This window comes from Roseburia yibonii, from assembly GCF_014297335.1.
GTDB classification, from domain to species: Bacteria; Bacillota; Clostridia; order Lachnospirales; family Lachnospiraceae; genus Roseburia_D; species Roseburia_D yibonii.
In genome coordinates this window covers 97,982-116,560 of record NZ_JACOQH010000002.1, presented here as the reverse complement: position 1 = coordinate 116,560, position 18,579 = coordinate 97,982, and the positions used below count along the sequence as shown (strand labels likewise).

The 18,579-nt window shown below is 47.3% G+C and carries 19 protein-coding genes; 1 reads left to right on the top strand and 18 read right to left on the bottom strand.

Going from position 1 to position 18,579, the window contains the following annotated elements; all coding sequences use genetic code 11:
- Positions 1-72: 72 nt before the first annotated feature.
- From H8Z76_RS03310 to sigK, 17 genes are all read right to left on the bottom strand, one after another.
- A complete protein-coding gene (locus H8Z76_RS03310) occupies positions 73-471 on the bottom strand; it encodes a TIGR02530 family flagellar biosynthesis protein (protein WP_022514669.1) in 399 nt (132 codons plus the stop codon).
- A 28-nt stretch (positions 472-499) separates the two neighbouring features.
- Positions 500-1,147, bottom strand: coding sequence for a flagellar hook assembly protein FlgD (locus H8Z76_RS03305; protein ID WP_186981675.1), 648 nt, complete (start codon positions 1,145-1,147; stop codon positions 500-502).
- Between the two features lie 23 nt (positions 1,148-1,170).
- Positions 1,171-2,637, bottom strand: coding sequence for a flagellar hook-length control protein FliK (locus H8Z76_RS03300; RefSeq protein ID WP_186981674.1), 1,467 nt, complete (start codon positions 2,635-2,637; stop codon positions 1,171-1,173).
- 51 nt (positions 2,638-2,688) lie between these two features.
- On the bottom strand, positions 2,689-3,537 hold the full coding sequence (locus tag H8Z76_RS03295) for a MotE family protein (protein ID WP_186981673.1): 849 nt from the start codon (positions 3,535-3,537) through the stop codon (positions 2,689-2,691).
- Between the two features lie 18 nt (positions 3,538-3,555).
- Positions 3,556-4,002 carry a flagellar export protein FliJ gene (fliJ, locus tag H8Z76_RS03290; protein ID WP_186981672.1) on the bottom strand — a complete coding sequence of 149 codons (447 nt, stop codon included), beginning with the start codon at positions 4,000-4,002 and terminating at the stop codon, positions 3,556-3,558.
- A 14-nt stretch (positions 4,003-4,016) separates the two neighbouring features.
- Positions 4,017-5,327 carry a flagellar protein export ATPase FliI gene (gene fliI, locus H8Z76_RS03285; protein ID WP_147618142.1) on the bottom strand — a complete coding sequence of 437 codons (1,311 nt, stop codon included), beginning with the start codon at positions 5,325-5,327 and terminating at the stop codon, positions 4,017-4,019.
- 10 nt (positions 5,328-5,337) lie between these two features.
- Positions 5,338-6,159: a FliH/SctL family protein gene (locus H8Z76_RS13850; RefSeq protein WP_022514498.1), complete on the bottom strand. Its 822-nt coding sequence runs from the start codon at positions 6,157-6,159 to the stop codon at positions 5,338-5,340.
- A complete protein-coding gene (fliG, locus tag H8Z76_RS03275) occupies positions 6,140-7,150 on the bottom strand; it encodes a flagellar motor switch protein FliG (RefSeq protein ID WP_022514497.1) in 1,011 nt (336 codons plus the stop codon). Before fliG ends, H8Z76_RS13850 begins: the two co-directional genes overlap by 20 nt.
- 3 nt (positions 7,151-7,153) lie before the next feature.
- The gene (gene fliF / locus H8Z76_RS03270) at positions 7,154-8,758 is read right to left on the bottom strand and encodes a flagellar basal-body MS-ring/collar protein FliF (protein ID WP_147618144.1); all 1,605 of its coding nucleotides are present in this window, start codon (positions 8,756-8,758) and stop codon (positions 7,154-7,156) included.
- Between the two features lie 16 nt (positions 8,759-8,774).
- Positions 8,775-9,083: a flagellar hook-basal body complex protein FliE gene (locus tag H8Z76_RS03265; RefSeq protein WP_022514495.1), complete on the bottom strand. Its 309-nt coding sequence runs from the start codon at positions 9,081-9,083 to the stop codon at positions 8,775-8,777.
- Positions 9,084-9,099: 16 nt separating this feature from the next.
- Positions 9,100-9,540 carry a flagellar basal body rod protein FlgC gene (gene flgC / locus H8Z76_RS03260; protein ID WP_186981671.1) on the bottom strand — a complete coding sequence of 147 codons (441 nt, stop codon included), beginning with the start codon at positions 9,538-9,540 and terminating at the stop codon, positions 9,100-9,102.
- 23 nt (positions 9,541-9,563) lie between these two features.
- Positions 9,564-9,953: a flagellar basal body rod protein FlgB gene (gene flgB, locus H8Z76_RS03255; protein WP_022514493.1), complete on the bottom strand. Its 390-nt coding sequence runs from the start codon at positions 9,951-9,953 to the stop codon at positions 9,564-9,566.
- Between the two features lie 199 nt (positions 9,954-10,152).
- Positions 10,153-10,929, bottom strand: a complete 777-nt coding sequence (gene codY, locus H8Z76_RS03250) for a GTP-sensing pleiotropic transcriptional regulator CodY (RefSeq protein WP_186981670.1) — start codon at positions 10,927-10,929, stop codon at positions 10,153-10,155.
- A gap of 92 nt (positions 10,930-11,021) precedes the next feature.
- A complete protein-coding gene (gene topA, locus H8Z76_RS03245) occupies positions 11,022-13,109 on the bottom strand; it encodes a type I DNA topoisomerase (protein WP_147618146.1) in 2,088 nt (695 codons plus the stop codon).
- Between the two features lie 25 nt (positions 13,110-13,134).
- A complete protein-coding gene (dprA, locus tag H8Z76_RS03240; protein WP_186981669.1) occupies positions 13,135-14,220 on the bottom strand; it encodes a DNA-processing protein DprA in 1,086 nt (361 codons plus the stop codon).
- Between the two features lie 14 nt (positions 14,221-14,234).
- Positions 14,235-15,773: a YifB family Mg chelatase-like AAA ATPase gene (locus H8Z76_RS03235; protein ID WP_186981668.1), complete on the bottom strand. Its 1,539-nt coding sequence runs from the start codon at positions 15,771-15,773 to the stop codon at positions 14,235-14,237.
- A gap of 144 nt (positions 15,774-15,917) precedes the next feature.
- Positions 15,918-16,544, bottom strand: a complete 627-nt coding sequence (sigK, locus tag H8Z76_RS03230; RefSeq protein WP_022516576.1) for an RNA polymerase sporulation sigma factor SigK — start codon at positions 16,542-16,544, stop codon at positions 15,918-15,920.
- A 124-nt stretch (positions 16,545-16,668) separates the two neighbouring features.
- Here sigK and H8Z76_RS03225 point away from each other — a divergent pair, with 124 nt between their 5' ends.
- Positions 16,669-17,574, top strand: a complete 906-nt coding sequence (locus tag H8Z76_RS03225; protein ID WP_186981667.1) for an RluA family pseudouridine synthase — start codon at positions 16,669-16,671, stop codon at positions 17,572-17,574.
- Here the strand turns inward: H8Z76_RS03225 and trpS are convergent.
- The gene (gene trpS / locus H8Z76_RS03220) at positions 17,571-18,575 is read right to left on the bottom strand and encodes a tryptophan--tRNA ligase (protein WP_147618151.1); all 1,005 of its coding nucleotides are present in this window, start codon (positions 18,573-18,575) and stop codon (positions 17,571-17,573) included. The two genes, H8Z76_RS03225 and trpS, sit on opposite strands and share 4 nt — an antisense overlap.
- Positions 18,576-18,579: the final 4 nt, after the last annotated feature.

The following is an 18,579-nucleotide window of genomic DNA, read 5'->3' as shown; positions in this document are numbered from 1 at the left end:
ACCTCCTTATTCTCTCTCGCTGTAAGCTGTCTTCTCTGTCATTCAAAGACATAAGCCTCCGTAAGGTCCGGCTTATGCGATTACAGCTCCGTCAATATTTGTAAAAACATTTTTTTCGGTCTCTCCCTGATCCATCGCCGTGACAACCGTCTTATTCGGCACGTTTACAATAAACGCCAGAGAATCGACCATTACTAAAGATTCCTGAATTCCTTTTTCACTTGCTTTCTGAACACCGGCTTCCAGACGTTCGCTCTGCTTTCTGGAAAGATTGATATTTCTGTCTTCCAGTCTCATCGCTGCATGCTTGGAAAATTTCAGTTCAAAAGCTTCGGATACATCCTGTTTCCGTTTTAAAATTTCCTCAAAAGAAACATCTGACGTCCCCTTTGCGGCTGAACTGCTGTTTGCATTTAAGTATCTGTCTGTAACCTGCTGAATGGAAGTGAACTGATTTTCAATTTTATTCATAGTATTCTCTCCTTTTCAGCCTTCTGTCTTATTCTTTGCTCTTGATCTCTTTGATCCTTGCTTCCGCAGCTTCCAGTTTCTTTACATCTTCCGAGCTCACATAGCCCTTCTGTGTAGTTGTCATGCCGTCATAAAGGGTTCTTGCTTCTTTTACCGCCTCTTCATCCGTAAGTGCCAGATCTTCTGTCTCCGGAAGAGCGCTGATCATCTGACTGAACTTTGAAACGACCACAACCGCTTCCTGATACTCTTTTGTTGTTACCGTATCCAGATCATCCAATGAATACAAACCTCCGTTGACCGACAGATACGTCTTGCCGTTTTCGTAGGTCACATAATCCACATATCCGGCAATGACATTTGTGTTTCCGGTCGCCTTTGAAGTAACATTCAAAAGAACATATTTTCCAATCAGGTTATTTCCCTGCATATTCTCAACGGTTCCCTGCATCTCCTCAATATCCTGTACCTGGGTAAAGGTTGCGAGCTGTGCGATATAATCGGTATTTGACTGTGGTTCCAACGGATCCTGATACTGCATCTCCGCTACCAGAAGTTCCAGGAAATCCTGCTGACCTAACGTGTTGCCGTTTTTGGTCTTTGACGTTGACTCTGATGTTGCGGATGCTGTGGTATCTACCAGCTGACCGTCTTTTACTGCCTGTACATATGCCATGTTTTTTCTCCTTTCTCTTGTTTTTACGCTGTTATATCCATCTGATTGCCATTTTCCTGCATGATCTTTGCAGTCAGGCTTTCTTCTTCTGTCATTGTTCCATCCAGGCTGCCCGGATCTGCCAGATTGATATTTCTTCTGTTTCCGGCACTTCTCTGCTCTTCTTCCTGCTCGGCCCTCTTTTGTTCCCTGCCGGCATTCTGCTCCAGGTTCTGCTCAAATTCATGATTTTCGATCGTGACTTCTACCGCATCTACCTTAATGCCCTGCTGGTTTAAATTTGTCTTTAAGTCTGCCACCTGTGCCTGAAGCGCTTCTCTGACATTTTCATTTGTCGCAGCGATCTGCGCAGTGATCGTTCCCGCCTTCTCCGTTACATGGATATAAATCTTTCCAAGATTTTCCGGATTCAGCTGCATCTCAAGAACATTGGTGTCACCTGCTGACATAACTCTCGTATATGTGGAGATCTGCTCCATGATATCCTGTACATCCACATAAGCCTGTACCGGTGTCCGGTTTGCGGTCTCAGGTGCATCCGCTCTGGCCGGCTGCTGTATATGCTGTTCTGTCACATGCGTCTGGCTGTTCATATACGCGTCCGCATCACTGTTTTCTGTCTCATCCGAGAAATCCAGATCTGTGGTTTCCTGCCCGTCACTGTCTGCGGTCTTACCTGTGGCAGTTTCTGCCTCCGGTTCTTCCACCGGCTGTTTTGTCTGCGTCGTTTCTTCCTGCTTTGGTGCCGCTTTTTCTGTTCCGGCTGTCTCTGTCAATGTCTTTTGCGCCACTTCCGTCCGGTCTGTCTCCGGTTCGGTCTTGGCTGTCACATCTGCCGCTTTTTCTGTTGCCACTTCAGTCTCTGCTGCCGGCGGTTCTGCGCTCACATCTTCCGATACCGGTTCTGTGTTCTGCGCCAGGATCTCATCACATGCCGCTAGGAACTCTTCCTTACTCATTCCAAGTTCATCTAACAATGCACTGCTGATCTCTTCCATGCTGCCCATGATCTCCTGAAAACCTTCTGTCATAAGAAGCTGCATCGGATTGTCGCATCCGGTAAGTTCTGTTACCAGTGCCGCAAGATTTTTCGAATCCATAAGATCCGTAACCTGCATTCCGAGCACTGCCATCGCATCCTTGATCTGTTCGTCTGTAACACCCAGTTCTTCTTTCAGGACATTTTTTACATCTTCCGCAAATGTTCCGAGTTTGTCTTTCACTTCGGAAATTTTTTCAGCAGAAATGCCGTTGTCACTGGCGCTCTTGATCGCCGCGCCGGCTTTGTACTGGTATCTGTCATAAGTTGCCCCTGCTGTTGCCGCATTTGCGTCTGTCTTGTAATTCTGCGCCACATTCTGTCCAAAAGACCCTGTATTTAAAAAGGTAGAAAAGTCATTTTGAACTTTTGTGTTCTTATCCGCAGGAATCACTGACGCTGTGCTGTCCACACAAAAAAGCCCCGCGACATTTGATATTTCTGATGCCATGCTCCGTTCCTCCTTTCTCTGTTATTTTCCCGGAATCAAAAACTCCGGTATCTATTCTGCAGGCTCCATGAGTTCCGACACCTTTGCGGCTGTCTGGGAATCCATTTTACCGAGAATATTCGCTGCGGACTGTCTGTCCATCTGGTTTAAGATTTTTGCGACCAGCTCAAGGTTGTCTGTCATCGTGTCAAAAATTGCTGCCGCTTCTTTTGGTTTCATCTGTGAATAGGTGCTCACATAGTCAGTAAGTTCCTGACTGGTCTGCTCCTGCTGCACAACTTCTTTATACAATTCCTCTGCATTCGCAGGGTCGATACTTTCATAATATTTCTGATACTCACTGATATCCGGAGCCTTATCATTAAATACTACTTCTTCATAAAACTGTGCTTTCTCATTCTCAAAATCAGCTTCATTCTGCTCATACTGCTGAAGCTTGGCAACCTCTGATTCAAGCTGTGCCACATATGCGCTGTTTTCCGAGCTGCCTTCCTGCGCTGTCTGAAGTTCCAGCTCAAGCTCCTTGATGTACGCAACCGCCTCATCCAGTGTCTGATACGGATATTCGGTATCTTCGGTGCCAAGCTCACTTTCATCTGTCGCCGGCAGGATCTTATTGATATAAGGAACATCCTTTAATACCGGAGCCAGTACGGTTGAGCCAAATCCGCCCACATCCATCTTTACTAACAGAGCCAGAATTGCGAGCCAGATGATGATGATGATCAGTGTAACAAATACCAGCGCCACTTTACTGCCGCCACTGCTTTCTTCTGTATCGTCCTCAAGTTCCTGCTGTTTTGCCAGTTTCTTCTCTTCTTTTTTACGCTGCTTTTCAGCTTTTTTTTCTGCTTTTCGTGCTGCCTTTGCGTCCAGAATTTCTTCTTTTTCGTCTGCCATTTTTTTCACCACCTGTAATTATTCTTCTGCCTTATGATATGTGTAACTTACGAGTTCATCGACTGCCTTGTTCTCTTCATACGCCACTTCCTGCTTGAATGCTTCAAATGCGTGTTCCCGCAGCTTTTCGTGCGTTTTCCGGTCGATCATGACCTCTTTCAAACGTTGTCTTGCCTGCTCTAAGTTTGCCTCTGCGGCATGTACCTGGATCATCTGGGAACGGATCAGTGTTTTCATGGTGTCGATCGCGTGCTTGGTCATTCTTATCCGCGCAAGATCGATCGTCCCACTCACAAGCCCCGTCAGTTCCTTCTCATAACCGGCTCTTTGCAACAGGAGCTTTCGTAATTTCTTTTTTTCATCCTCAAGTTTCACATTTGCGATCCCGTAGTTGATCTTCTCCTGTTCTTCCAGTTTTCTTTTTACATCCAGTATATTCTGCATTCGGTATTTGAATTTTGCCATTTACCATCACCCGCTTACTGTTCAAACAAAGCCGCCAGCATTTCTTCTTCTTCCTCGAAATCGAATTTTTCCATGGTATCCTGAACCAGGAATTCATTCACTGCATCGATCTTATCGATCGCATAATCGATATTTTTATTCGATCCGCGCTTATACGCCCCGATATTGATAAGATCTTCCGCTTCCTGGTAAGTCGCCAGCACGGTTTTTAATTTGCCCGCGTTCGCTTTATGTTCTTTTCCAACGATTGCGCTCATAACACGGGAAATACTCTGCAGCACATCGATCGCCGGATAATGGTTTTTATGCCCGAGTTTTCGGTCTAACATGATATGTCCGTCCAGAATGCTTCGCGCCGTATCCGTGATCGGCTCATTGAAGTCATCACCATCGACTAAGACTGTATACAGACCGGTGATCGAACCCTTCTCAGATGTTCCGGCTCTCTCTAAGAGTTTCGGCATCTCCGCATACACACTCGGCGGATATCCTCTTGTAACCGGCGGTTCCCCGGATGCCAGCCCGATCTCCCGCTGTGCCATGGAAAAACGGGTCAGGGAATCCATCATAAGAAGCACATCTTTTCCCTGATCCCTAAAATACTCCGCGATCGCCGTTGCCGTCTTTGCCGCTTTATTTCGGATCAGTGCCGGCTTGTCCGAGGTTGCGACCACGACAACCGAACGTCTCATGCCTTCTTCACCAAGGTCTCGCTCGATAAATTCGCGCACCTCCCTGCCTCGTTCTCCGATCAGTGCGATCACATTAATGTCTGCTTTGGTGTTTCGCGCAAACATACCAAGCAGTGTGCTCTTTCCAACACCCGATCCGGCAAAGATCCCGATACGCTGTCCCTTGCCGACTGTGATAAGACCGTCAACCGCCTTTACCCCAAGCGGTAACACTTCACTTATGATCTTTCTCTTCATCGGATCCGGCGGCGCCGCGTCTATCGGATACTCTGACTTTAATTCCAGCGTTTCAACGTCGGTCGGTCTGCCGATCCCGTCTAATGTATGCCCCAGTATATTATCATCCACAGAAACAGATAATGGATGTCCCGTATTCTCTACGATACATCCAACTCCCAGTCCTTCCATGCTGTCAAATGGCATCAGGAGCAGTCTTTTTTCACGAAAGCCAACCACTTCCGCCATGACATATTGATTTTCTTCTCTGTTGATATAAATGCGGCACAGATCATTTAATTTCGCATCCGGACCAACGGATTCCACCGTAAGTCCGACGATCTTAACTACCTTCCCCAGACGGTCAAAAAATGTATGCTCTTTCAGTTCTTCATATTTGCTTAAATCAACTGCCACTTTTTCACCCTCATAAGCTCAAAGTTTTTATTTCTTTTATCAGATTCTTCATCTCAACATCAACGCTGCAGTCAAACACTCCGGCTTCCGTCTCGATCATGCACTGTTCTTCTGTAAGTGCCGCGTCTTCAATGACGTCTATCCGTAAGTCTTCTCCCACGCGCTGCTGTAATTCTGCTTTGTGTTCACTGACATACGCATAGCTGTTCTCACCCAGATGAACCCGGAATTCCCGACATCCATCCGCATTCTGGATCGCGTTCTGTACCAGATACAGCAGCACATTTTTCTGATCCGCGAACTGAATCTGGAACACTTTTTCCACCACACCGGTGATCACATCTACCAGCTTTGGTTCAAGCTCTGCACACTTTGCCTCGTAATCTCTTCTTAAATCTTCCTGTAATCCGCGCAGGCGGTTCTGTTCTGCCTCTATTTCCTGCATCGCCTGTTCCTGACCGGAGCGATATCCTTCTTTCTGTCCTTCTTCTATTGCCTGCTCCCGCATATGCTCTGCCTGCATTTTTGCATCTTCGAGGATCTGATCCGCTTCCGCTTTTGCCGCTTCCAGAATATCCTGTGCCTGTTCTTCTTCGTTCACATTTTCTTCCGCATGCGGTTCTTCCAGTTCCTGCGCATCTTCTACTACTTCCACACTCTCCGCATCGAGTCCTTCAATGAATTCCCCGTCTGCAAGTGCTTCTTCCCGTTTCAGGCGAATGTAATCTTCCATTCGTTCCGTGGCTTTTTCATTCGAATCAATGATACGCTTGCCGGTATTGTTGTTGATAACAAAACGGCTTTTATAAAGATTAGACAATAATCTCGTCACCTCCGCCTCTGGAAATAACAATTTCTGCCGAATCCTCAAGCTTACGGATGATACTTACAATCTTCTGCTGTGCCTCTTCTACATCCTTCATTCGTACAGGACCCATGTATTCCATATCTTCCTTGATCATCGCTGCCAGACGTTTGGACAGGTTCTTGAAGATAACGCCCTGTACCTCTTCATTCGCACCCTTCAGCGCAACCGCAAGGTCATTATTGTCTACATCGCGGAGTACACGCTGGATCGCACGGTCATCCAGAAGAAGGATATCCTCAAATACAAACATCTTCTTGCGGATCTCATCAGCAAGTTCCGGCTCTTCAATTTCAAGAGACTCCATAATATGTTTTTCTGTTCCGCGGTCTACGGTATTCAAAATACCAACGATCGCATCCACACCTCCGACGATCGTGTAGTCCTGATTCATCAGAGAAGACAGTTTTCTTTCCAATACGCGTTCTACTTCCTTTATTACATCCGGGGATGTACGATCCATCATCGCGATACGTTTTGCTACGTCCGCCTGTTTTTCCGGTGTCAGCGCTCCAAGGATCATCGCCGCCTGTCCGGATGATAAATAGGACAGGATCATCGCGATTGTCTGCGGATGTTCATCCTGGATAAAGTTAAGAACCTGACTCGGATCTGTCTTACGCACAAACTCGAAAGGTCTGACCTGTAAGGACGCTGTAAGTTTGGAAATAACTTCCTGTGCCTTTTCGTTTCCAAGTGCCTTTTCAAGAAGATCCTTCGCATATCCGATACCGCCCTCTGCAATGTACTGCTGAGCCAGACATACCTGATAAAACTCATTCAAGATATCTTCCTTCGTCTGCGGTGACACACTTCGCGTATTCGCAATTTCAAGTGTCAGTTCTTCTATTTCATCTTCCTTCAGGTGTTTGAAAATTGCTGCTGACTTTTCCGGTCCAAGTGCGATCAGAAGGATCGCCGCTTTCTGGACGCCATTATACTCTTCCGTACTTCCCATAAATTAATTCCACTCCTCATTCAGCCAGTTACGCAGTAATGATGCAACTGCTTCCGGATTTTCATCGACAAATTTTTCTATCATAAGTCTTGTCTCAGACTTCTCATTGAATCCGATATCTTCAAGCTGTTCGGACTCCGCCTCTTTCGTTGTTTCCAGTAAGGATTCTACCGACAATTCCGGTTCCACCTCCACTGCTTCTTCTTTTCTTGTACTGCGGAATACCACATAACCAAGCATTGCAAGGATCAGTACCGCAAGCGCGATCTGCAGATAATCCGTCAGCGTTCTTCCGTTATTTTCTGAATACTGAAAAAACGGCACATCATAGGCAACGATTGAAATATTATTTTCAGATATTCCGGTCGCCCGTGATACCATTGTATAAAAGTCCGGATCGACATCCGTTTTTACGCGGTCACTGTTCGCTGCCACATATTCATCAAATGTCATTCCGTCCAATGTTCCATCTGCTTTCAGTGCATCTTCGTTATATACCACATATCTGGTAAGTGCAACGGTGATCGATGACTGGTCATAGTCAATATTCCCAACAGATCCCGTTGTTGTTGTGATCCGCTCATTCGGGAGATAATCTTTGCTGTAATCCGATACTGTCGTATGTGTTGTATTGTTATCCTGGATCACATAAGTTGTATCATCATTGGAGTCCGTACCCGGTGTTGCCGCTGCGCCCCCGTCGGATTCTGATTCATATGAGCTTTCGCTGTCCAGATAGCCCTGTGTCTGTCCATCCGCCACATAGTATTCGTGGTCTGTCACATCCGTCTTGTCAAAATCAAGCACCAGATTCAGGCCAACCTCTGCATTGTCATACACATCCGTGCCAAGGACAACATCCTTCACTTTGCTTTTTACCGCATTTTCCGTCTTGCTTGTAAGTGCCAGCTGGCTGTTGGCATTTCCGGTCTGTGAATTGGAATCCCCGCCGGAGAAAAGGACATTTCCATCCGAATCCAGAATCAAAATGCTGTCTGTATCATCATTGCCGACTTCCGTCGCTATGTACTGCGCAATTCCCGCCGCCTGGTCATCCGTCATTTCTCCGTTCAGTTTCAGGATCACGCTGGCATAAGTGTCCTGCCCCTGTGAAATGATCGTTCCGTCATCTTCCGGAATGGACAGTGTAACCGTCGCGGTTTCTATGTTTGAAATCGTCTCCAGTTTATCCGCAAATGCGCTTTCCAGATAAAGCTGGTATTTCTTAGTCTTATCCGCTTCCGTAGTACTGAAGCTTCCGTCGATCGCATCATCAATACTGTACCCTTCGGACGGGATACTGTTTGATCCAAGCAGGATCGAAGCATTTGCTTCATCCTTCTTATTTACTGTAAACGTCAGTCCATCCTGCGACAGTTCGTAAGGGATTGACTCCCCGTCCAGTAAATCTTTTACCTGCGAAGCCTGCGTAGCTGAATCGCATGTGATAAGTGTCACCATGGTCGGTCTTGAAACAACCATTCCCAAAATGATCAAAGCCACAACTACGACCGCGGCAATGCTTACGATCAGTGTCTTCTGTTTTGTGGAAAATCTTTTCCACCAGTCTCCTATTTTATCAATTATCTGTTTCAGTCTTTCCGGCATTTCTTTTCCCTACCCATTAAATCTGCATATTCATGATCTCTTTATAGGCATCCAGCAGCTTGTCACGCACCGCAACTGTAAACTGCAATGCTGAATTTGCTTTATACTGTGCCACCTGAAGATCATGTGTGTTTTCGGCTTCACCAAGTGCGAAACGAATCTCTTCGGACTCTGCCTTATTGATATAGCTGTTCGTCTCATTCACCATTCCCATCGCAGAGCCAAGCGCATTCGCGAACGTGTCTGCTCCGGTCGGTGTTTTTGCCTTTTCAGCCGCGATTTTAATGTCATCAGCAGAGACATTTGTAAGTGCTGAAATATCCATCTCTCTTTACCTCCCCCTATTTACCGATCTGAAGTCCTGCCTGTGCCATAGACTTTGTCGCATCAAAAGCAGTTGTATTTGCCTCATACGCACGGCTTGCATCGATCAGGTTTGTCATTTCCGTGACAATATTTACATTCGGATATGACACATATCCATTTTCATCCGCATCCGGATGTGACGGATCATATTTCATGATATAGTCGGATTCATAATCCTCTGTCAGTTTGGAAACCTTTACGCCGTTCCCCGCGAATGCATTCCGCGTATTAGACAGTACGTCTGAAAACGGTGTGATCTGTTTCTCCTGGAATGTAACAATCTTTCTCCGGTACGGCGTTCCATCCCCGGTGTTCGTCGTATTGATATTCGCCACATTCTCCGCTATCACGTCCGTACGGAAACGCTCAGCCGTCATTCCAGACGCGCTGATATCAAAAGCCTGAAATAAAGCCATTGTCATTACCTCCTCTTAACTCCTTAACTCATCGCTGTTTTCAATCTGGAAAATTCCTGCGAAATGCTGTCCGTCAACGTCTGATACTTGATTGTCTCGGAAGCGCGTTCTACTTCCTCAGTGTCAATATCCACGTTGTTACGGTCTTCCCTGTATGAATAGTTCGCATAATCTGTATAGACAGACGCATTCAGGTGATTCAGATTTAAATTTCTCACCTTCTGATCCAAAGATACGTATTTGTAATGTCCAAGTTCCTCCGCAAGGACACTGGAAAAATCAATGTCCTGCCGTTTGTAGCCCGGTGTATCCACGTTCGCGAGATTGTTATTGATACATTCGCTTCGTGTCCAGCTGGCATCCGCCGCCTTGTCCAGAATATTGATATAACTGAACGCATCTGTATTTATCATATGTGTACCTCCAACTCCACTTGGTTTCTGCTTACCACTACTTATTATAGAAGTTAATGCCAAAAAAGACAAGTAGTTTTTGTCTATTTTTATACAATTCTGCATACTTTTGTCATATCGTGTACAATCTTCCGCTTCCATCAAAAAAGAGATTTATAGATCATTCTTTCTACAAATCTCCTTTTTCGCTCTGGCACTGTTATCTCTTTTCTTTTTTTATTTTTTCAAGTTCGTCAAAAACAACATCATTTATAACCTTGATATAGGTTCCTTTCATACCGGAAGACCGCGACTCGATCACCCCGGCACTCTCAAATTTACGCAATGCGTTGACAATGACCGAACGTGTGATCCCCACACGGTCAGCAATCTTGCTGGCAACCAGGATTCCCTCGTTTCCGTTCAGTTCATCAAAAATATATGTGATTGCTTCGAGTTCGGAAAAAGATAAAGTTCCGATCGCAGAACGCACGATCTGTACTTTTCTTTTCTCCTCCGCTTTTTCCTCGTTGACAGAGCGCATCATCTCAAGACCTACCACGGTGGTTCCATATTCACTCACAATGATATCATCGATTCCAAAATCCTGCTCGCCCCGGTAGATAAAGAGCGTTCCAAGACGTTCTCCGGCAATGTCGATCGGTGTGATGATCGCGCGGTACGCTTTTGTATTTTCGACAAAACCAAGCGTTTCCAGATTCACATTTTCCTTTGTGGAAAGGATCCCGAGCAGCCGGTCATTCAACGCGCCATCGATAAATCCCCCGACCTCATCCGTGATCAGTTCCGATATCTTCGGGATACTGGTGTCCGTGCTCATGCCGAGCACCTTTCCCTTTTTACTGATAACCAGGACATCCGCATCCAGAATATCCGTCATAACCCTGCATATATCATTGAATACCACTTTGGAAGAATGATTATTATGCAAAAGTTTATTGATCTTTCTTGTTTTATCCAATAATTGTACGCTCATCTTCGTCCTCCTGTCCAGTCGGCAGTTCCGCTGTCTCACAGTTTAGCACGTTTGCTCTCAATATTCAATATATAGCAGATTATTCTGTCAATTTATTTCTCTTTTTCGTCGGTTTTCTTTTTTTCTTCGACATAGCCGCACTGTTCATCCGCGCAGACCAGCTTGCTTCCCTTTTCTACCATATAGCCGCCGCACTTCGGGCATTTCTTTACGGAAGGACGCTGCCATGACATGAATCCGCATTCCGGATTGTTCTCGCAGCCATAGTATTTTCTGCCTTTTTTGGTCTTCTTTAACACGACTTCTTTGCCGCAGAGCGGGCACGGTACTCCGATCTTCTCAAGATACGGTTTGGTGTTACGGCACTCCGGGAAGCCCGGGCACGCAAGGAATTTTCCATGCGGTCCGTATTTTACCACCATATTGCGGCCGCACTCCTCACAGATCACATCGGTCACTTCATCCGCGATCTGCACTTTTTCCAGATTTTTCTCCGCGATCGCAACCGCTTCCGCAAGATCCGGGTAGAAGTTGCTTACCACTGTCTTCCAGCTTACCTTTCCTTCCTCCACCATATCGAGCAGGGATTCCAGATTTGCCGTAAAATGCTCATCCACAATGCTCGGGAACGAATCCTTCATAATGTTGTTTACCGCCTCACCGAGCTCTGTCACATACAGATTTTTATTTTCTTTTACAATATAACGTCTCGCAAGGATCGTGGTGATCGTCGGTGAGTAGGTACTCGGACGTCCGATCCCAAGTTCTTCCAGTGCTTTTACCAGTGATGCCTCTGTATAATGCGCCGGCGGCTGGGTAAAGTGCTGTTTTTCGTCAAATTCCTGGAAGGTAAGCTTTGTATCCTTGTCGATCGATTTTAAGAGCACATTGCTCTCCGCTTTTTCATCCTCATCATTGGTGTATACCGACATAAAACCATCGAATGCGATTTTGGACGCGGATACCGAAAAACGGTACTCCCCTGCCCCGATCTTTACGGAAGTCGTCTCATACACAGCCTCTTTCATGCGGCTCGCGGTAAAACGGTTCCAGATCAGCTGATACAGGCGGAACTGATCTCTGGAGAGCGATTCCTTCATTGCCTGCGGCGTTCTCGTAATGTCAGAAGGACGTATCGCCTCATGCGCGTCCTGGATCTTTGCGTTGCTCTTTTTTGCCGCAACCGTCTTTGCCACATATTCTGCTCCGTATGTAGTTCCAATATAATCTCTCGCTGCCGCGTCCGCTTCTTCCGAGATACGGGTCGAGTCCGTTCTCAGGTAAGTGATAAGACCGACGGTACCGGCTCCTTTTAAGTCAATTCCTTCGTAAAGCTGCTGCGCAAGGCGCATGGTCTTCTGCGTGGAAAAATTAAGTACCTTGGACGCTTCCTGCTGCAGGGTACTTGTGATAAACGGAAGCGGCGCCTTTTTCACACGCTCTCCCTTTTTCACCTCAAGCACCTGGTACTTCTCCTGCTTTAACTGATCCATGACCGCATCCATCTGTTCTCTGGAGGAGATCGTCATCTTGCCTTTTGCGTTACCGGTAAATTTCGCCACAAGCGGCTTTTTCTCTCCCTTGATGCCGAGCATGACATCCAGGCTCCAGTACTCTTCCGGTATGAACGCGCTGATCTCGTCTTCCCTGTCACAGATGATACGAAGCGCAACGGACTGTACTCTTCCTGCGCTGAGTCCACGTTTTACCTTTGCCCAGAGCAGCGGGCTGATACGGTAGCCCACCATACGGTCCAGCATTCTGCGCGCCTGCTGCGCATCCACAAGATCCATATCGATCTCACGCGCCTGTTTTAAGGATGCCTTCACCGCGCTCTGCGTGATCTCGTTAAAACTGATACGGTACATCTTTTTGTCTTCCAGCTTCAGCGCCTTGGACAGATGCCAGGATATCGCCTCTCCCTCGCGGTCGGGATCGGTTGCGAGGTATACTTTATCTGCTTTTTTTGCTTCCTTTCTCAGTTTTGCGAGAATTTCGCCCTTTCCCCGGATCGTGATATATTTTGGTTCATAATCGTGTTCCACATCTATACCGAGCTGACTCTTCGGCAGATCACGAACATGTCCGTTGGAAGCCATTACTTCATAATTTTTTCCCAGAAATTTTTTTATCGTCTTTACTTTCGCAGGTGATTCCACAATCACAAGATACTTTGCCATTTTTTTACTCCTTCACAGCTCTTTTTCAAGAACGGACATAATAATTTTTAAAAACTTCCTTTATTTTCCCTTTCTGCTGCAGCCCGATCAAAGCCCCGCTGACCTCAGAAAGCATCATCCCTGTTCTTTTCATAATCTCATCCAAACTCCTCGGTTCGAAATCTAGACCACTATACACCACCATCTCCGGTTTTTCAAGTAAATTTTTCTTAAAGTTTTCGACTTTTCTCCTGCTTTTTGCTTCGATCTGAAGATCTTTTAAGAAATCTTCCACCGACAAAACAAGCCCTGCACCCTGCTTGATCAGACGGTTGCATCCGCCCGAAAGACGGTCTGTCACTCTGCCCGGAAGCGCGTAAACATCCTTGCCCTGTTCCATTGCAAAATCCGCCGTGATCAAGGAGCCGCTCCGCTCCCTTGCCTCGATCACAACCACAATGTCACTCATTCCGCTGAGGATCCGGTTCCTTGCGGGAAAAAACGCGCCAAACGGCGGCGTTCCCGGCGCATATTCCGAGATGAGCCCGCCCGCATTTTGTATCTCTTCATACAGCCCTGCGTTTTCCGGCGGATAGCACACATCCACACCGCAGCCAAGTACCGCATAAGTCTCTCCGCCTGCGCGCAGTGCGCCCGCATGTCCCGCAGAATCCACGCCTCTTGCCATTCCGCTTAAAATGATAACGCCCTCTGCCGCCAGAGCCTCCGCGATCTCACCCGCAAATGCCCTGCCGTATTCCGAACAGCATCTCGCCCCTACAATCGCCACAGAAAGCACATTTTCCACCGGGAGCCGCCCTTTTACATAGAGAGCGTCCGGCGCGCCCTCGATATTTCCAAGGCGTGCCGGAAATATTTTTTCTTCCTTTGTAATAAAGTCCACCCCTGCGCTTTTTAATTTTTCATAAGAAAGCTTCAGATCATAAGTATTTCGATCCGCCATGATCCGCTTTACATCCTGTTTCATCAGAAACGGGATCTCAAGCAGTTCCTCTTCTCTCATTTCAAAAATGTCTTTGGCGCTCCTTCCGTCCGCAAGCAGTATGCTCCGTTTCTGCACTCCGATGCCCGGAAGCCGGTTCAGCCAGTAATCGTACCTTTTATCCGTCATTTTATTTCCCCCTTTTATGCCTGCTCCCAGAATTTCGGCTCAGGATTCCGATAGCAGACCGCTTCATTCAGATGCCGCAGCTCAACTTCCTTACTTTCCTCCAGATCCGCTATGGTGCGTGCCACTTTTAGCAGCTTATGATATGCCCTTGCGCTCAGATCCAGGCTCGTATAGATCTGCTTTAAGTACTGCTTCTTTTTTCTATCCAGCATGCAGTACGCTTCCAGCTGCCCCGCCGGTATCTCACTGTTATGCAAAAATCCGCCTTCCCGGTAACGTTCTCTTTGTATCTGCCATGCCGCTTCCACACGTTTTCGTATATTTTCGGAGCACTCCTCTTTTTTCCCTGCGCCGGTCACTTCCTCATAGGATAATCTCGTTACCCAGACACACAGATCCATACGATCGATCAGCGGTTTGCTGACACGTCCGAGATAGCGCGCGATCTCCCGCCGGCTGCAGGAACACTTCTGCCTGTCCGGATAATTTCCACAGGCGCACGGATTCATCGCGGCAACCAGCATAAAATCCGCCGGATACCGATAGTTTCCTCCCGTCCGTACGAGCTGCACCTGTCTTTCTTCCATTGGCTGGCGCAGCGCTTCTAATGCCTCTTTTCGAAATTCGGTCAGTTCGTCCAAAAACAGCACCCCATGATGCGCAAGACTGATCTCTCCCGGCTTCGGGATGCACCCGCCACCGGAAAGTCCCTGTGGCGTCACCGTATGGTGCGGCGCGCGAAACGGGCGTATATCCAAAAGATCTCCCCGCTCCTCAAACAGCCCGCAGACACTGTATATTTTTGACAGCTCGATCTGCTCCTTCCTGCTCATCGGCGGCAGGATCGACGGGATCCGCTTTGCCGCCATGGTTTTTCCGGTTCCCGGAGGCCCGACCATCAGAAGATTATGCATGCCCGCCACTGCCACCTCACAGGCCCGCTTTAGCATTCCCTGTCCATGGAGCTCCGCAAAATCCGGCTGTTCCGCTTTGAACGCGCATTTCCCGCTTTCCTCCGTTTTCTTTTCGGCATCTTCCGTTTTCTTTGTTTTAAAATAGGAAATAACAGAAAAAAGACTGCTCACCGGTATGATCTCAATTCCCGGTACCACACACGCCTCCCTGTAATTTCCCGCCGGAACCATGCATTTTAAAAATCCGCGTTCCGCTGCGCCGAATATGGCGGGCAGGATCCCCCGCACTGGCTGTACCTGTCCGTTTAAACCAATTTCCCCGACCACAAGGATGTCCGCCATATTCTCTTTTGGAACGATCTCAAGCGCCGCCATCAACGCTACTGTGATCGGAAGATCAAAGGCTGATCCGGATTTCCGGACGCCCGCCGGCGAAAGATTTACCGTGATACGCTTTGCCGGCAGTAGATATCCGGCATTTCGCAGTGCCGTGCGCACACGCTCCTTGGCCTCCTTGACTTCCGCGCCAAGAAAACCAACCATTTCAAAATAAGGCATCCCGTTACTCACGTCCGCCTCAACCTGCACCGGGATACTGTCGATCCCATGCACGATCGCTGTAGATACAATACTGTACAATCTACTCCTCCTTTTTGATTTTGTTTTTTGTTTGAATTCTGCTGCCGATCCGGCTTCTGACTCTGATCAGATGACAGTCTCTCTGTCATAAAGATAAAAAAGATGGAATCATCATAACATGATTTCCATCTTTTTCAAATAGTTTTATTCCTCATTTAAGCTTTTTTTTAGTTTTTCCAGCGCATGCTTCTCGATCCGGCTGACATAGGATCTGGAAATGCCGATCCGGTTTGCGATCTCACGCTGCGTCTGCACCTTTTTGTTATACAGTCCATAACGCAGGATAATGATCTCTTTTTCCCGTTCGTTCAGTACCTCCGGCAGTTTCCGGTAAATCTTTTCCACATTCTTATGCAGTTCGATCTTTTCAAGGATATCCGGCTCATCACTCTCGACAATATCCAAAAGCGAGATCTGATTTCCCTCTTTATCCGTCCCGATCGGCTCATAGAGTGAGATTTCGCGCGACACCTTTCGTTTCGCGCGAAGATACATTAACAGTTCATTGTCGATACAGCGCGCCGCATAGGTTGCAAGACGGCTCCCTCTTTCCGCGTCAAACGTAGTCACCGCCTTGATCAGCCCGATCGTCCCAATAGATATAAGATCCTCCGGATCTTCCCCGGTATTCTGATACTTTTTCGACACATGAGCGACCAGCCGCATATTCCGTTCGATCAGCGTATTTTTCGCCTCAAGGCTGCCTTCTTTCATTTTGATCAGACATTCCGCTTCTTCTTTCGCATTCAATGGGGATAAAAAAGTTTTCAAAAAAAGCACCTCAAAGCTGATTTACTACATTTTATGAAATTGAAACGATAAAGTGCCTTTCCCTATTTTATTTTGCCCGTCCGCAGGTTATAATAACAGCAATAACAACACCAGGAGGCATTGGATGAACCGGACACTTTCCTATCAGATCACGGCAGAGGATAACAACAAAACAGTCGCCACGTTTCTAAAAGAACAGGGGTTTTCGCGTCATATCCTGATCGATCTGAAAAAAGCAAAAAACAGCATTCTGCGCGACGGGATCTGGCTTTATTTTCAGGACATCTTACATACCGGGGACACCATTTTGGTATCTTTAACCGAAAATACCGGCTCCGATGGCATTCTCCCCGTGGATCTTCCGCTTACGATTCTCTACGAGGACGAAGATATCCTTGTCGTAAACAAGCCCTCCGGCATGCCGACGCATCCGTCTATGGACAATTATGACAACACACTCGCAAACGCGGTTCTCATGTATTACAAAAAGCAGGGCATTCCTTTTACCTTCCGCTGTCTCAACCGTCTCGACCGGGACACGACCGGGCTTACGGTCATTGCAAAAAACGCGCTCAGCAGTGCGCTTCTTTCTTCCGCGATCCGCACACGCCAGATCCACCGGAGTTATCTCGCCATTGTTTCCGGCATCACTCCGGAATCCGGCACGATCGACGCTCCGATCGCGCGCAAAGGCAGTTCCGTGATCGAAAGAGAAGTAAATTTTTCATCCGGGGAGCGTGCGGTCACGCATTTTCGGCGGCTTGCGGAAAGAAACGGGCTTTCCCTCGTTTTGCTTACGTTAGAGACCGGACGCACGCATCAGATCCGTGTCCATATGAAATACATCGGGCATCCACTGATCGGAGATTTTCTCTATCACCCTGATTTCCGCCAGATCGACCGTCAGGCACTGCATGCAGCCCGGCTTTCTTTCCTTCATCCAATCAAAAAGGAGCCGCTTGTTTTTACGGCTCCTCTTCCCCCTGATATGCAGGCACTCTTTCCTGGTGTAAAATTTCCAGCAGACTAACGGATCCTTTCTGTCAGTCCGATCTTTTTTTGTACCTTGCGCAGTGTCTTATTCGCGAAATAACTTGCCTTCTCGTCGTTTTCCTTAATGCAGGACTCGATATAAGCCTTATCCGCGATCAGCTGTTTATAACGCTCCTGAAGCGGTCTTAACTCATCCGCAACGGCCTCTCCTACTGCAAGTTTGAAATCTCCATATCCTTTTCCGTCAAATTCTCTTTCGATCTCTTCCATGGTCTTTCCGGTCACACAGCCATAGATGCTCATCAGATTGCTGACGCCCGGTTTTTCTTCCGAATAACGGACTTCACTGCCGGAATCTGTCACCGCGCGCTTGAATTTGCGGATGATCGTATCGGTATCATCGAGAAGCCGGATGGTCGCATTGACATTTTCATCTGATTTGGACATTTTCTTTTCCGGCTCCTGAAGGCTCATGATCTTTGCGCCGGCCTTCGGGATATATGCCTCCGGTATGGTAAATACTTCTCCGTAGATATTGTTGAAACGTTCCGCAATATCCCTGCAGATCTCAAGATGCTGCTTCTGATCCACGCCAACCGGAACCAGGTCTGTCTGATACAGCAAAATATCCGCTGCCATAAGAACCGGATATGTGTAGAGTCCCGCATTGATATTATCCGCGTGTTTTGCGGCTTTATCCTTAAACTGGGTCATGCGGTTCAGCTCACCCATATAGGTAAAGCAGTCCAGGATCCAGCCGAGTTCCGCGTGTGCGGAGACATGTGACTGGTAATAGAGGCAGTTCTTTTTCGGATCCAGCCCCGCCGCTACATAAAGCGCATACAGATTTCTCGCATTTTTCCGAAACTCCGCCGGTTCCTGACGTACGGTCAGGGAATGCAGATCCATAACGCCGTAAAAGCACTCATATTCCTGATCCCAGTTCAGCCAGTTCTTTAAAGCCCCCAGATAATTTCCAAGTGTCAGTGTTCCTGTCGCCTGCATACCGCTGTACAGGATCTTTTTGTCTTTTACCATATCT